The sequence below is a fragment of the Streptomyces sp. NBC_01294 genome, assembly GCF_035917235.1.
GTDB classification, from domain to species: domain Bacteria; phylum Actinomycetota; class Actinomycetes; order Streptomycetales; family Streptomycetaceae; genus Streptomyces; species Streptomyces caledonius.
On sequence record NZ_CP108423.1, the window covers coordinates 368161 to 382829 of the forward strand.

Sequence of the window (14669 nt, forward strand, 5' to 3'; positions counted from 1 at the left end):
TCGCGCCCCGCATAGCGTTCGAGGCATCGGCCCGCACGGGGCCGGATGCCACGAGAGACATCGATGGAGACGACTCGATGCGACGACGCTTGTTCCTGGTCGGTGCCGCCGTTGCCACGGCCCTGGCGGGCACCCTGTCCGCCACGACCGCCCAAGCCGACACCCGCCCCTCACCACCGCCCTCGGCCGCACTCGTGCTGCCCGCGCCGTCCGGGCACCACCCGGTCGGCCGGGCCACCGTCCACCTCAAGGACGAGAACCGGGCCGACCCGTGGGTCCCCTCGGAGAAGCGGGAGTTGATGGTCTCCCTCTGGTACCCGGCCGTCAGGCCCTCGGGCACGCCCGCGCCCTACATGACGGCCGAGGAGTCCGCGCAGTACGTGGCCTCCAGCGGACTGGACCTGCCGGCCGACCTGTTCGCCAAGGTGGCGACCCACTCGACGGTGGACGCCACACCGGCGAGGGTCCGCGGCGGACTGCCCCTCGTCGTCCTGTCACCGGGCTTCGGCATGCCACGCGCCACCCTCACCGGCCTCGCCGAGGAGTTCGCGGCCCGCGGATACGCCGTCGCCGGCATCGGACACAACTACGAGGCGGACGGCATCTCGTTCCCCGACGGCCGCACCACCTCCTGCCTGGCGTGCGTGGACAGGGACTACCCCAAGGTCGGCGCCGTCCGCGCGGAGGACATCTCCTTCGTGCTCGACGAGCTCACCGGCGCACGGACGGCCTGGAAGCGCGGCGCACCCATCGACCCCGACCGCGTCGCCGTCGTCGGGCACTCGGCCGGCGGATTCAGCACGATCCCGGCCATGCTGCGCGACCCCCGCGTCAAGGCGGCGGTCAACATGGACGGCAACTTCCGGTTCCCGAACGACACCCCCTTGGACCGGCCGCTCCTGATGCTGGGCCAGCCCAGCCACATCCCCGGCGGCGCCGACCCGACCTGGGACGAGACCTGGACCGAACTGACCGGATGGAAGCGCTGGCTGAGCGTCGACGACACCGGGCACCTGTCCTTCACCGACCTGGCACCGCTGGCCAAACAGCTCGGCATGCCGCTCCAGCAACTGGACGGCGACCGCGCCGACGCCATCACCAGGACCTACCTGACGGCGTTCGTCGACACCCACCTGCGCGGACGGAACACCCCGCTCCTGGACCGCCCGACGGCCCGCTTCCCGGAAGTGCGCTTCCACCGGCCCTGATCCGGCTCGGCCGGCTCCCCTCGTCCTGACGGCCGCCTGGTCAGCGGAGGGTGAGGAGCGGGGAGTCGTCCTTCAGCCGGGTGCGCAGGATCTCCTCGTCGCCGTGCGCGAGGATGTCGCCGCCCATGTCCACGATCCGGACGTGCCGCGCGCCGACGGTGTCGGCCAGCCGGCGGATCTGCGCGGCCATGGCCGCGAGGCCCCGGCAGGGGTCCAGGAGCAGCAGCCGGGCCGGCAGGTCCCCGGCCAGGCGCGGCAGGGTGGATCCGGCGGGCGGGACGGGCCGCGACGCCGGGGTCAGCAGGAGGGTGTCGCCGTACCGTCCGCCCTCCGGCGCGGGGCCGGTGAAGTCGGCCGCGCCCAGGGGGCCGGGGGTCGGGTCGACCTCCGGGCGCTCCCAGGCGTAGGTCGCGATCAGGGGGCGGGCTCCAGCCGTACCGGGGGTGCCGGCCACGGCGCCGGTATCGGCCGAGGCTCCCGTGAGGGCCGAGGCTCCTGTGAAGGCCCCGGCTCTGGTGAGGGCCGCTGCCGTGATCGTCGTACCGACCGGGTCTCCGCCGCCGCCCGCCGCGACGTACAGGTCTAGACGGTGCGGAGCCGGCGGGCCTGGATGACCTCGGCGTGGTCGCGGATCTGGGTACAGAGGGCGTCGGTGTAGGCGTCGTAGAGGTCCTCGTCGGTGGAAATGACGGTGTAGAGGTTGCAGAAGCCGCACTTGTAGCGACAGAAGGGGACGTGGAGGTAGAGGTTGAGTTCGGGGACCTGGTACGCCTCCAGGTCCCTGGCCCAGATGTCCCGGGTGTTCCAGGCACCTTCCTCCAACGGGCGGTAGGTGGAGCGCGGCGGGTAGGAGTACTGGTAGGGGCGGGATCACTCCCTGGTCGTCAGGCGCCTTCGCCGAGGACGGTGCGGATCAGTGTCCGCTGGGCGTCGGACAGGCAGGAGTCCTGGAGGTCGAGCACCTCGTCGTCGACGGTGATCCGGTAGTGGTAGCCGTCGGCCACGGGGGCGACGGCCCGCTGCGCGAGTTCCTCCAACTCCGCCGCGTCCGCGCGGCCCGAAGTGTCGAGTGCGCGGAGCTTCTCGAAGCCGGCGAAGCCTCCGGATCGGGTAACCGTGATCAGCATGGTTGTTCCTCCCTGTTCTGGTGGTGTCGCACGGTCTGCACGTCGCAGCCACTCCCGCGGGTGCCCCGAACACCGGCCCGCTGTCACGGAGCAGGGCCCCGACGGTGCGAACGTCCGGAAAGCGCCGCCGTGTGGCCGACCGGTCGGCGGCGGGCCGTACGGGTGCGGGTGCGGGTGCGGGTGCGGGCGGCGCGGCCCACGGCCTGCCGGAAGGGCCTTCCAGCTGGGCGGACTTGGCGGCCCACCCACTACCTTCCTCGTATGGAACGGGCCCACCTTCTCAGCAACCTCGCCGCCAACGGAACCGACATCACGGAGCAGCGACTCACTCAACTCGCCACCGAACTCGACTTACCAGCCGCCGACCTGCTCGTCATCGCGGGCCACCCGGTGCCGGCGGAACTCCTTCCCCCGGAGCGTGACGCCGAGGTCATGAGGCAGTTCGCCTACAGCGCCAGCCACTGCGACCACGCGCAACTGGCCCCGCTGGAGGGCTTCGTCCGCTCGCTGCCGCGCGTCGCCGCCCCAGGACCCTTCGTGCAGCCGACCTCGCGGTACCACCGCCCCGCCGAGACGGGCCTCGCCTCCGTGCTCAACGGGCTGATCCGGAACCGAGGCTTCGGCCTCCAGGAACTACCGTTCATGGGACTGTCCCGCAGCACGCTGTTCCAGATGGTGTCGAACTGGGACCCCAGTCCGCACCGGCGGTACCAACTCTGTGCCATAGCCGGCCCGCTGGGCTGGACCCTGCCCGATCTGTTCGCGGTCGTCGATGAGCCGTACTCGGACGAACTGCGCCCGATACTCCTCTGCCGTCACCTCGGGCGGGTGTTCGAGGCCGCCGTCCACTTGACCACCGCCCAGCTGACCGAGGCCACCGAGGAAGCGGACCGGCTGAGTGCGCGCGAGGACCACGGCGTGTGGCAGCCCGTCTCGGAGGGCTTCGTCGCGGCGTGCCCGGACTTCCTCTGACAGCCGGAGCGCCTCCCCTCCCTTCCCGGCTCCCTCACGGCCCGTACCAGCCGTCGGCTCCCGCTGCCTCCGATGGCTCACATGCCTGGTGGAGACCCACGAGCGCGGTGACCAGGCGGGGGTCCCAGCCGGGGACCAGCACCTGGAAGTCGTCGGCCTCCATGCCGCGGAAGACGAAGTGCGCCCGGCCCGAGTCGTCGCGCCAGATGATGCGCCGGGGTGAATCGAACCCGCCGTCACCATCGCCCAGGATGGAGAGGATGAGGCACAGCAAACTCACGGGGAGGCCGAACGGCCACCACAACGCCCACCACACGAGGCGGCCCCGGTAGCCGTGGAGCACGGGGCCCGCCGCGGGCTCCACGGTCCACCGCTTCCGGCCGAACCGGAGGAAACGGCGGCGGCGCAGCGTGATCCGCCCGAGCGGCATGCCGAACGGGTCCTCGACACGGTAGACGGCGGGGCGGCCGCTGAGGCGCGATCCCAGGGCCTGCTCGGTGACGACACGGGCGCTCGGAGCCTGGCCATCCGGAACGATGTGGAAGGCCCGTACGGAGCGGAGCCGGTCCAACGCGGGGGCGTTGACATCGCGGCAGAGCCGGGCGGCTCCGCCCTGCTGCCCATGTTGATCGCTCCAGGCGACGGCTGGTGGGTGCACCGTGGTCATCACTTCATACGTCACTCGCCCCTGGGTCACGCTCAGCCTCTCTGCGCACGTCCGGTCCAGGTCCGATGATCTCACTGCGGTGATCAAGGGCGAGGACGGAGGTGCACAGGGGTACGTCGACCACGGCGCGCCCATGCTCGGCTCGACGCCCCCGCGGCCCGTCGGCCGCGGGGGCGTCGCGTCGTGCCGTTCAGGACACGTCTGCGCGGACGCTGTCGCCGATCAACCCGTCCGTCGGGCGTCTTCGCCGACTGGGACGCTGCGGCCGCGGGCGGCGCGGCGGGCTCAACCACCGATGGAGGAAGCTCCTGGACTGCGCGCACCCGGCCGGGTGGTGCTGGCCTGCACCTGCCCGCGTGGACTCGCCGGTGACCGGCCTGTCGTGGGGCAGCCGGCCTACTGGCGGGCCATGTGCATGCGCATCTCGCTTTCGGCGTCGACGATGAGGTCGCCGGACAGGTCGACGGTGACGCTGTGGAGGGTGCCGGTGAAGGGGAACGGGGCCTGGTAGTCGGGGGTGACGGCAGAACCGGGGTTGGCGCCGCAGGCCATGCCGCCCGGATTGAAGGTGATCGGGGTGGTGACCGGCATGTCGCTCTGTCCGACGAGGCGGCCGTCGATGTAGAGCTGGGCGAGGCCGGGTGCGCCCTTGCCGTGGGCGATGTCCGGGGCGCCGGTGGGCTCGAACTCGAAACGCAGCGCATGCCGCCCCTCGGGCACGCTCTCGCCGGAGACCACGTGGTGCAGGGCTCGCTGGACGTAGTTGTGGGCGTAGTGGAGGTGGCCGTCCTTGACGTAGAGGGACCAGCCGCCGGCTACCTCGGCTGGTGCCACGGCACCCTCCCACGTCCTCGCCGAGCTCTCCCGCAAGGACTGGCCCCGCCGGAGCGCAGGAGCCGCACCGCGTCCAAGCCGAGGGCCTGCGCGCCGGCCGCAGTCGTGTGGACAAGACCTTCGGCAAAGCGATGCAGCAACTGGACCGCATGCCACGCTCACCACGGTAAAGACCCTTCAGCCTCGGTAGCCTGGCACGCACCCGGCATCACCGGCGCCGCAGTACGCCACCGCCTGTAGCGTGTGGGGGAAGTTGCACGTCGGAGGCCTCGCCCGCTGGATGACCACAGTGTCCAGCCACGCGTCCCTCTCCGCGGGCGGCCGAATTGCGCGGGTTACCCGTCAGTGGTGCTGAGGGCCGGCCCGGTGATGGACATGTTGCCGCTGACCGAGGCGATCTGTGAGACGGTCACATTCTCGAAGGTAAGGGTGCGGGTGGGAACAGCGGGGTGAGCGAGCCACGGGGGCAGGGCGTCGGGTGTGACGGTGACGCTGCGGTCCGTCGGCAGCGGAGCGCCGCCCAGGCCGATCACTGTGCCGGACAGCTTCTGGGTGTACAGAGTCACCACGTCCTTGCCCGTGACCGTGGATGTGGTCGTGGGCTTGGCCCGCAGGCGCATTGCGGAGCTGCCGCGGCCCACCGTCAGGTCGAGATCGCCGATGTCCAGCGACCGCACGGTGAACTTCAGGGCCCGCTCGGACCCGGCCGCAGTCCGCACGGTGACCACGCCGTGGAAGGCACTGTCGTGGAGCACGAGCCTGTCGGCGCGCAGTACCCAGGGGGCGTTCGCCGGGCGGGTCGGCGGGTGGTCGGTCGGCGTGCCGGTCCCGGCTGGTGTCTTGGAGGTGCGGATACCGTCGGCGAGTAACGCCTTCGAGGCCGCTGGTGTGGCGAGCGGTAGGACCACGGACAGCGCTGCTGCTGCCAGCGCGCAGACGAGGGGCCTCAGCAGTCGGCCGGTCACGCGGCTCTTCATCGCGCTGCTCGGATGGCCGGGCCCTGGTTCCTGTCCGCTTGCTGTACGACCGGTCAGGTCGTCACTTCTCACCGTGCTCCTCACGCGCGGGGATGGTCGTTGGTGCACGGTTCGTTGCGGGCTGTGGCTCGGTGGTGCCCGTCGGAGGGATCCAGGCACAGGCCAGGGATCCGCCGATCAGGCCGGAGAACAACCCGATGAGGAGGCCTCCGAAATTGGCGACGGGAAACGAGATGAGGGCAAGCAGAATGACCGTGATCCCGGCGAGCACGCGCACCTGCTGGTGGAACCAGAGGGAGATGCCCAGGGCCACGAGGAGGACCCCGATGATCAGCGACCCCGAGCCGCCAACGGTCGACAGTGCCAGTGGGATGGCGCCGAAGTTCAGGTTTGCGTACGGGATGTAGATGACGGGCAGCCCCGCCGCGAGCGTGAACAGTCCCGCCCAGAAGGGACGTTCGTTCCGCCAGATCCTGAATCGCTGTCGGGCGCCGGCGGCAGCGACGCGTGAATTCCGGCGTCTGCCGAATGGATTGGGGAACACGTGGCCTTTCCCTCGTGCGCGGCGGGCGGGTGCATGGGGCGAGTGGGCGTGAAAGGTGAGTGTTCCGTTCCGGGGGTCAGAAGCACTCGTGTTGGCCTTGCTTGAGTTGCACATCGAGGTCCGGAATGTTGAACGTCGCGGCCGAGACCGCGACCGTGGTCGCGTGCACGTCGCTCAGGGTGGCCGAATCCGCCTGCTGGGCAAAGCCGTTGGGATCGAAGAACCGGGAACTCCTGTCCGCCGGATTGATGGGGCCCTTGCTGACGGCTCCGGCCGCCACACCGATGTCGATGCCGTCGAAATTTGCCTGCCCGATCGACAGGGAGGTCGCGTCGAGGAACAAGTTCTTCGCCTGGACCTGGCTCTTTTCGCCGCCGGTGAGCCTGAGCGTGTACGGGCCCAGGACCGGGATCGGGACCACCACCGACAAGCACAGCCCGCTGATTTCCGCACGGCTGGCCCCGGTGACCACGACCGGCACGAGGGCGCCCTTCCTGGTCACGTCCACCATGCCGTAGATGCTCAGTCCATGGGCGTTCAGAGTGTCCACGGACACCGGGAACTTCTGGCCGGAGATGAAGAACGACGCGGCCAGCGCCCCTTGCGCCATGCTGATACCCAGGGCCGCTGCCGCCGTGACACTGGGGACGAGAACGGCGGCGAAGCGCTTCCAGGAAGTCCTGCCGGCGCGAAGCAGCATTCCGTCTCCTCCGATCACGAGGTGGCCCGGCGACTCCCGACGGGGGCAGGCGACGTCCCTCCGTCTAGTGGCGGATCCTAGGCTTCCGGGTGCGGCAGCGGACGGCACTCCAGGTCGGCCAGACGGGTGATGCAGTCTCCGTTGCGGCATCCGGATGACACGCGGTGCAGTGATGTGGTCCGCCGACATGGCGACGCGGACCGAACGGGCGCGCCGTGGCCAGGCCCCCCGCCGCTCCAGCTCCTGGGTGGCCCCACGCGGCGTGTCCTTGCCGACGTCGGCCTGTCGCGCTCAGTCGACCTGTAGAAGGTGGTCACGGGTGTGGTCCTGCGGGATCAGCGGGGCCGTCGCAGACCGGGGCGAAGGCGCCGACGACCGGCCGGCAGGGTCCGGCGGGTGAATCTGGAGGGCTGGTACATGAGCAGTGGCGCCTGGACCGTTGCGACGGTGGCGGCCGTCACGGCGGCGTACGCGCTGGGCTCGCGTCGGCTGTCCTCGACGCCGCTGTCGTCGGCGATCGTGTTCGTCGGCTGCGGCGTTCTCCTCGGGCCGGCCGTGCTGGACATCGTCAACCTGGAGCAGGACGCCGCGCCGATCGTTGCGCTGCTCGAAGTCACTCTGGTGCTCGTGCTGTTCACCGATGCCCTGTCGGTGCGCAGACGGGACCTTCGGACCGGTGGCTTTCTGCCCGGTCGTCTGCTGAGTATCGGACTGCCCCTGAGCATCGGCGCGGGCTGGCTCCTCGCGTGGCCCCTGCTGCCGGGGCTGACGATGTGGGAGCTCGCCTTGGTCGGCACCATCCTCGCCCCGACCGACGCCGCCCTCGGAAAGACCGCGATGTCCCACCCGCGGGTACCGGCGCTCGTACGTCACGGACTGAATGTCGAAAGCGGCCTGAACGACGGCATGGTGCTGCCCTTCTTCATCCTCTTCCTCGCAGCCATCCCGGGCACGCACTACGCACAGGAGGGCGTCGCGGGAGTCTTCTGGCGCGCCCTGGTGCTGAGCACGGCCATCGGTCTGCTGATCGGGTGGCTGGGAGGCCGACTGCTCCAGTGGTCACGCTCCCGGGGATGGGTCGCATGGGAGTGGCGGCAGGTCTACCTGCCGGCCGTCGCGGCAGCGGCGTACGAACTCGCCGTCGTGACGGAAGGCAGCGGCTTCATCGCCGCCTGGGTGGCCGGCTTCGCCTGCGGGTTCGCCATGCGCCACTCCCCGGTCGGCGGTGAGAAGGAAGACCCCGACCGGACGGTCGAGTTCAGCGAAACCCTCGGAGGACTCCTGGCGGCGATCAGCCTCCTCGTCTTCGGGGCGGTGCTGCTCGGCCCTGCACTGGAGCATCTGAGCTGGCGGATCTGTCTGTACGCGGTGCTGAGCCTCACCGTGGTCAGGATGCTGCCGGTGGCCCTCTCGCTTGCCGGGAGCGGACTACGGCCCCGCACGGTGGCGTACATCGGCTGGTTCGGGCCACGCGGTCTCGCGTCCGTGGTGCTGGCGCTGCTCGTCGTGGAGGAACACGTTCCGGGGGTGGAACTCCTGGGGAGGGTGGTCGCGATCACCGTCGGCCTCAGTGTCCTCCTGCACGGCGTCTCCGCCGTACCCCTCGCCGAGCGGTACGGCCGCTGGCACGAGAAGGCAGCGGCCGCCTCCCCTGATCTGCGCGAGGGCACCCCCGTACCCACGCCCCCCGCACGCCGCGGGCTCGGCCTCCGGGACCGGCCCGAGGCGTGACGCGGCGCCACTCGGCGCGGATTCGGCATGTTCGGGACAGTCGGCCCGTCGTTGACCTTGGGGGCTCCTCAGCGGGGCTCAGCCGCCTCCTCCTTCGCCGGCGCTGCGGTCGGCACCCACGACGAGCGCTGAGCGGTGCCGCCCGCGGCTCCCGGCAGCCGCGGGCGGTTGGCCGGATCGTTCGGCCATGGGCGGGAGTTGGTGGGTACCATGGCCAGGCTCGTGCCGCGCAGGGGAGACAGCGGGAATGTCGGTCCGCTATTACCTGTACATCAGTGACGCCAAGGTCGACATGCTGCTGTCGCAGATCGATCCGGCATGGGGGCGCAAGCGGGTCACGGAGCTGAGCCTCGGGCTGACCGTGGCGGGCGCGAAGCGGAGCATCGAGGCTCCCGGGGCCGACCGCGTCGCCCGGCTGGAGCGCGTACCGCGTCACCTGGAGGATCACGCCGACCTCGGGCACGTGGACGAGCCGGGGCAGTACGTCCACGGGGTCCTGCCGATGCAGTGGGGCGCGATCGGCGACGGCGGCACCGTCCACTTCGGCGGCCGCAGCGAGCACACCGTCGTCGGGCTGGGCGGCTCCGCCGGACACCTCCTCGGTACCGTGGCGGCGGCCCCGCCCGAGCAGAGCCTGCTGAGCGCCTCGCTCCCGCCCGTCCTGCTCGACCGACTGGCGGCGCTCGCCCCGCAGGACGCGGCCGCCGACCCCGAGGCCCTCGTCGACCCACTCGGCGAACACGCGCGGGTGATCCTCGACCCGGCGCACGTACAGGCAGTTGACCACGTTCGGATGCAGGCCGAGCCCGACCCAGGTGCCGCCTCGCCCTCGAAGCGGGCGCGCTGCGCGGCCGTGGCGGCCGGCTCCGAACGCGGCACCTTGATCGCGAGATCCGTGTTCCACTCGCGGTGCCGGACCCGGTACACCAGCCCCATGCCGCCGCCGTCGAGCACGTCGAGCACCTCGTACAGCCCGAGGACGACATCGCCGCGCTTCCAGCTCCCCACGGTCATGGCCACCTACCTTGCGTGCCGTACAAGGGAGTTGACAAGCCGATTGCGGGCGGGCCGCCCCGCTCGTCTCACCTGGGCGGAGCCGGCTCCCGGCGCTGTCAGCGGCGTGCCGCAGGATGACCGTATGAACGATCTTGTGACGAACCTGTTCGAACCCGGCAACGACTGGAGCGGCCGCACCCGCGAACGGCTCACCGGCCTGTCGCCCGACCTGACCGAACTGCTGCTGCACCTCGCGACGGCCGATGCGTTCTGGAACTGGCGCTACAAGGTCGACGCGGTGTGGAAGCGGCGGGCGAAGGCACTGCTCAAGGCGGACGGCGCCGCTGAACTGGTGCGCTACGCGGTGCGCGAACTGGCCCGGGACGGGTCCTTCCACAACATGAGCGACCCCGACGCGGTGATCCGCGACCTCGGGCAGGTCAAGCCGCCCTCCCGGGCCCGCAGCCTGGCGATCGGCTTCCTCCTCGCCGCCGGCTGGCTGCGCGAGGACACCGACGGACTGAGCGCCGCCCTCGCCCTCGTCGCGCGCAAGAACGCGCAGGCCATGGACACCTACTACCGCGTGGACCACGGCATCGCCGGCGCCGCGTTCACCGCCCTCGGCGATCTGCCCGGCCCCGGCGCCATGGAGGCGCTGTGGACCCTGCACTACCAGGTCACCACCTCGATGCATCCGCATGGCGTCCTGGTGAAGTCCGTGAAGCGGGCCGCGGCCCGCCTCGGGGTACCCTCGCACGAACGGGCCGAACGCACCGTGTCCCGCCACGGCCTGGAACCCGACCGGACGCTGACGATCGGCTGGATCGGGCGCGGCGCACTGTGGTGGAACGCCTCGATCGACGCGGTGATCACCCTGGAGGACAACGGCCGGGTCACCGTCGAGTGGACCGATGGGGACCGGGTCACCCGCACCACGGCCCCCTTCCGCTGCCCGAACGGCTACAAGACCCCGATGCGGGCCGACAGCATCACCCTGGTCCAGCGCACCGCGAAGCGGATCGAGGAGACCGTGGCGGAGGAGCGCCGGCGGCTCGGCGCGCAGGCCGCCGAGGCCCGGACCCTGAGCTGGCCGGACTGGGTCCACTACTACCGGGACCACCCCGTCACCGGCGTGGTGACGCGCTCGCTGGCCTGGGAGTACCAACTCCCCGGCGACCCCGCCCACCACCCCCTGGACCCGGCCGCGGAACCCACCGCGCTCCCGTCCGCGACCAGGATCCGCCTGCGGCCGGCGACGGTACCGTCCGGGTGAGCCGAGGGGCCCGGCGGCCCGGGCGCGCACCGTGGTGCCGCACCGCACGCCACCTGTGGCGTCGAGGCATTCGGGACGGTCCCGCTTCACCGGGCAGGGCATGCGGTGAGTTCGGAGCATACGAGTCCGTCATCCAGTTCCCGGGACCGGAGCTGAAGGAGTACGCGGCGGTCGGTTCGACCTCGGACTGCGCCCTCGTTTCCGTCTCCCCCGAGACGAGCCGAGCCACCGCGGTGCGGAACTCCCATGCGCTCCGCCCCAGCTGTTGGTCGTTCGGGGGGCGACCGTGGAACCTGGCGTTGGGGACCGCGTCAGCCCTTGGCGTCCCGGCCGCCGGGGGTGAAGGTCACCGGCAGGCTCAGGGGGCCGCGCAGGCCGCCCGGGCGCCAGCGGATCTCGTCCGGAGCCACGGCAAGAGCGAGTCCGGGGAGGCGGCGCAGGGCGGTGCCGATGGCGATGTGTCCCTCCAGCCGGGCCAGCGGGGCGCCCAGGCAGTAGTGGATGCCGTGCCCGAACGCGAGGTGGGCGTTGTCCTGCCGGGTGACGTCCAGGCGGTCGGGGTCGGGGAACCGTGCCGGGTCGCGGTCGGCGATGGCCGAGGCGATCAGTACGGTCGCGCCGCGCGGGATGGCCACGCCCGCGATCTCGACGTCCTCGCGCGCGAACCGGGCGATGCCGGGGCTGACCGGGCCGTCGTAGCGGAGGAACTCCTCGATCGCGCCCGCCGGCAGTTCGGGGTCGGCGCGCAGCAGGTCGAGCTGGCCGGGGTGGGCGAGCAGCATGGCGATGCCGCCGGCGATCAGGTTGACCGTGGTGATGTAGCCGGCGGCCAGCAGCAGGAACACCATGGCGATCAACTCGTCTTCGGTGAGCCGCTGTTCCTCGTCCCGGGCGGTGATGAGGCCGCTGAGCAGGTCGTCGCCGGGGTGAGCCCGTTTGGCCCGGATCAGCTCGGTCACGTAGGCGCGCATGTGCTGCCACGCCTCGTTCACCACGGCGGGGTCCGGCGGCTCCGCGCCCCGCATGATCATGCGGTCGGTCCAGCGCTGGAAGTCGTGACGGTCGTCCACCGGCACCCCGAGCAGTTCGCTGATGACCGTGACCGGGAGCGGCAGCGCGAAGTCCGCGACGAGATCGGCGCGGCCGGCCGGGACGACCTTGTCCAGCAGCTGGTCGGTGAGGAACTGGATCCGGGGCCGCATCTCGGCCACCCTGCGCGCGGTGAACGCCTTGGAGACCAGGCGGCGCAGGCGGGTGTGGTCGGGCGGGTCGCTGCGGAGCATGTTGCTCAGCATCGACTCGCGCTCCGTGTCGGGCAGCTGCGCCAGGAGCCGGGTGTCCGAGGCGTCGCGTACGTCACTGCTGAGGCGCGGGTCGGACAGGGCCTCCAGACCGTCCTCGTAACGGGTGACGATCCAGGCGTCCAGGCCGCCCGCGATGACGACCCGGCGCACCGGGCCGTCCTCGCGCAGTCGCCGGTACAGCGAGAAGGGGTCCGCGACGAAGGCCGGGTCGGCGTAGGGCAGAAGGACCGGCCGCTCGCTCATGATGCCTCCAGGAGTACGTCAGCCTCGCTACGGAAAGTGAGGATATATGCCTGAATCGTGATGAATGCAGGTTTCCCGGTCCTGCGCGTCGGCGTCCGCGCACGTCCGCGGTCACCCCGCACCGGCCACCGGGCCCGCCAGCCGGCCGGCCGCTCCCCCGGCGCATGTGGCCGCGGTCACATGGGGGCGGCGTCACATCCGGGGCGGCTGCGCGGTCCTCGCTTCGGAAGCGAGAGAAGGGATCGTCAGGATGAGGACCGTCATCGTGTGCGTCTCCGTGTCGCACGGCAATACCCGTCGCGTCGCCGACACCATGGCCCCGGTACTGGGCGCGAAGGTCGTCGCCCCCGCGGAGGTCGACCTGGGGGAACTGGCCGGCGCCGACCTCGTGGGGTTCGGCTCGGGCGTCGGCGGCATCAACAGGCAGCGGCCGGACACCGGGGACCTGGCCGCCGCGCGGGCGTTCGCGGAACGACTGCGGGACGGGAGCGGTCCGGTGTCCTGACGGGACGCGGCGCTTGCCCCCGTCGTCACTCGTGCCGCAGGCTCGTGATCAGGTCGCGGGGCAGACCATGGGTGTCGTGGAGGTAGTGGAAGTCCTCCTCGGTCAGCGGGCCTTGGAAGCGGGGGCGGGCGAGGACCGTCCGACCACGCTCCAGGAGCCGACGGAACCGGCGCTCCTCCTCCAGCAGCATCCCCAGCACGTCGCCCGGGCGCACGTCCTGCCGGAAGTGGTCCAGGGTGTGCTGGACCAGTTCCTCCGGCAGGTCTTCGACACCTCGCGAGGGATCGTCCCGCCACAGCACGGTGAGCACCCGCCGCACCAGGCGGCGCAGTACGTAGCCCCGTCCGGTGCCGGCCGGGCGCACGCCGTCGCCGAGCACCACGACGGCCGAGCGCAGGTGGTCGCAGACCAGACGCAGGGACCGTTCGTCCAGGGGCCACAGGGCCGGCACGAGGCGGCGCCAGGGGTCGAAGACGTCGCACTCGAACACGGACGACTTGCCCTGGAGCAGTGAGGCCAGCCGTTCCAGGCCGAGTCCGGTGTCGACGTTGCGCTGGGGAAGGGGCACGAGGGAACCGTCGTCGAGCCGGCGGTGGCTCATCGTCACGTGGTTCCACACCTCCACCCAGCGGTCGTCGCGGGTGGGTGTCGACCGGGGCGGGCCGTCGCCGCTCCAGAGGAAGATCTCCGAGTCGGGGCCGCACGGTCCGACGGGTCCGTTGGACCACCAGTTGTCCTCCACGGTGAGTTCGACGGGGACCCCGCGGTCCTGCCACAGCCGAAGGGAATCGGTGTCCGGTCGGGTCCGGCCGCCGTCGCCGGCGTAGGCGGTGGCGTGCAGCAGGCCGGGGTCGATGCCCAGTCCCTCGGTCAGCAGCCCGTAGGCCCAGTCGAGACTGAGCGGGCCGTCGTAGTCGCCCAGCGACCAGGTGCCGAGCATCTCGAAGACCGTGAGGTGGGTGGCGTCGCCGACCTCCTCCAGGTCCGTGGTGCGCAGACAGCGCTGTACGTTGACCAGCCGCTTGCCCAGCGGATGGGGGCGGCCCTCCAGGTACGGAGTGAGGGGGTGCATGCCGGAGGTGGTGAACAGGACAGGGTCGCCGGGCGGTGGCAGCAGCGTCGAGCCGCCGATCCGGCGATGGCCGCGCTCTTCGAAGTACTCGACGAACGTGCTGATCAGGTCTTCCGTCCTCATGAGGTGGACTCCTTCGCGTCACAGCGGGGAGGCACCGGAGAACGGGACCGTTCAGTCATCCGACCGGGGCAGGGGTGCCACGGCACTACCGACGGACCGTTTCCGGTCGCCGGGGAGAGGGGAACGTCAGGCGGCGGCAACCGGCGAGCTGGTCGCTCGCGCGGTCGCGGTGGTGTGGAAGCCGATGACGTTCATGGCGGGACCATAACGCGGCGCTGCCCGCCGAAGCACACGATTTTCCCGGCAGTGAGGCCCTGCCCGGCCCCGACGCAGCGCTTGCCGTACCGCCTGGCAGCAGGAGGCGCCGGATCCCCTCCGTCACCCACCCGATTCACGTGCGCGGAGTGCAGGAGGTGACCCCGCTCCCAGGATCGCGGGCCCCCCACCCCCGTG

Annotated in this window: 15 protein-coding genes; 5 read left to right on the forward strand and 10 right to left on the reverse strand. The window is 71.3% G+C overall.

All coding sequences use genetic code 11. The features are described from left to right. Nucleotides 1-77 precede the first annotated feature (77 nt). Complete coding sequence (locus OG534_RS01865; protein WP_326586299.1) at nt 78-1208, forward strand: alpha/beta hydrolase family protein; 1131 nt, start codon at nt 78-80, stop codon at nt 1206-1208. Nucleotides 1209-1248: 40 nt separating this feature from the next. Here the strand turns inward: OG534_RS01865 and OG534_RS01870 are convergent, their stop codons facing one another. From OG534_RS01870 to OG534_RS01880, 3 genes are all read right to left on the reverse strand, one after another. Continuing rightward, a complete protein-coding gene (locus OG534_RS01870; RefSeq protein ID WP_326586300.1) occupies nt 1249-1662 on the reverse strand; it encodes a DUF1152 domain-containing protein in 414 nt (137 codons plus the stop codon). Between the two features lie 128 nt (nt 1663-1790). Next, nucleotides 1791-2030 carry a hypothetical protein gene (locus OG534_RS01875; protein ID WP_326586301.1) on the reverse strand — a complete coding sequence of 80 codons (240 nt, stop codon included), beginning with the start codon at nt 2028-2030 and terminating at the stop codon, nt 1791-1793. A gap of 62 nt (nt 2031-2092) precedes the next feature. Next, on the reverse strand, nt 2093-2335 hold the full coding sequence (locus OG534_RS01880; RefSeq protein ID WP_326586302.1) for a protealysin inhibitor emfourin: 243 nt from the start codon (nt 2333-2335) through the stop codon (nt 2093-2095). 261 nt (nt 2336-2596) lie between these two features. Here OG534_RS01880 and OG534_RS01885 point away from each other — a divergent pair, with 261 nt between their 5' ends. Continuing rightward, nucleotides 2597-3307, forward strand: coding sequence for a hypothetical protein (locus tag OG534_RS01885; RefSeq protein WP_326586303.1), 711 nt, complete (start codon nt 2597-2599; stop codon nt 3305-3307). 34 nt (nt 3308-3341) lie between these two features. Here the strand turns inward: OG534_RS01885 and OG534_RS01890 are convergent, their stop codons facing one another. The 5 genes from OG534_RS01890 to OG534_RS01910 all read right to left on the reverse strand — a co-directional run bounded on the left by OG534_RS01890 (nt 3342) and on the right by OG534_RS01910 (nt 7029). Then, entirely contained in the window at nt 3342-3974 is a 633-nt protein-coding gene (locus OG534_RS01890) for a hypothetical protein (protein WP_326586304.1), read from the reverse strand. A gap of 396 nt (nt 3975-4370) precedes the next feature. Then, nucleotides 4371-4808, reverse strand: coding sequence for a hypothetical protein (locus OG534_RS01895; protein WP_326586305.1), 438 nt, complete (start codon nt 4806-4808; stop codon nt 4371-4373). A gap of 335 nt (nt 4809-5143) precedes the next feature. Next, entirely contained in the window at nt 5144-5773 is a 630-nt protein-coding gene (locus tag OG534_RS01900; RefSeq protein ID WP_326586306.1) for a hypothetical protein, read from the reverse strand. Nucleotides 5774-5846: 73 nt separating this feature from the next. Then, nucleotides 5847-6329: a DUF6114 domain-containing protein gene (locus OG534_RS01905; protein WP_326586307.1), complete on the reverse strand. Its 483-nt coding sequence runs from the start codon at nt 6327-6329 to the stop codon at nt 5847-5849. A gap of 76 nt (nt 6330-6405) precedes the next feature. Beyond that, nucleotides 6406-7029 (reverse strand): DUF6230 family protein, encoded by a 624-nt coding sequence (locus tag OG534_RS01910; protein WP_326586308.1) that lies wholly within the window; start codon nt 7027-7029, stop codon nt 6406-6408. Nucleotides 7030-7446: 417 nt separating this feature from the next. Between OG534_RS01910 and OG534_RS01915 the strand changes: the two genes are divergently transcribed. Together OG534_RS01915 and OG534_RS01920 are read left to right on the forward strand one after the other, a co-directional pair. Beyond that, nucleotides 7447-8760, forward strand: a complete 1314-nt coding sequence (locus tag OG534_RS01915; RefSeq protein ID WP_326586309.1) for a cation:proton antiporter — start codon at nt 7447-7449, stop codon at nt 8758-8760. Between the two features lie 247 nt (nt 8761-9007). Then, entirely contained in the window at nt 9008-11029 is a 2022-nt protein-coding gene (locus OG534_RS01920; protein ID WP_326586310.1) for a DUF7019 family protein, read from the forward strand. A gap of 311 nt (nt 11030-11340) precedes the next feature. Here OG534_RS01920 and OG534_RS01925 read toward each other — a convergent pair whose 3' ends face one another. Further along, entirely contained in the window at nt 11341-12576 is a 1236-nt protein-coding gene (locus tag OG534_RS01925; protein ID WP_326586311.1) for a cytochrome P450 family protein, read from the reverse strand. Nucleotides 12577-12826: 250 nt separating this feature from the next. On the opposite strand from OG534_RS01925, the gene OG534_RS01930 reads away from it, so the two are divergent. Further along, a complete protein-coding gene (locus tag OG534_RS01930; RefSeq protein ID WP_326586312.1) occupies nt 12827-13081 on the forward strand; it encodes a hypothetical protein in 255 nt (84 codons plus the stop codon). A 25-nt stretch (nt 13082-13106) separates the two neighbouring features. On the opposite strand, the gene OG534_RS01935 is transcribed toward OG534_RS01930, so the two are convergent. Then, the gene (locus tag OG534_RS01935; RefSeq protein WP_326586313.1) at nt 13107-14276 is read right to left on the reverse strand and encodes an alanine--tRNA ligase-related protein; all 1170 of its coding nucleotides are present in this window, start codon (nt 14274-14276) and stop codon (nt 13107-13109) included. Nucleotides 14277-14669: the final 393 nt, after the last annotated feature.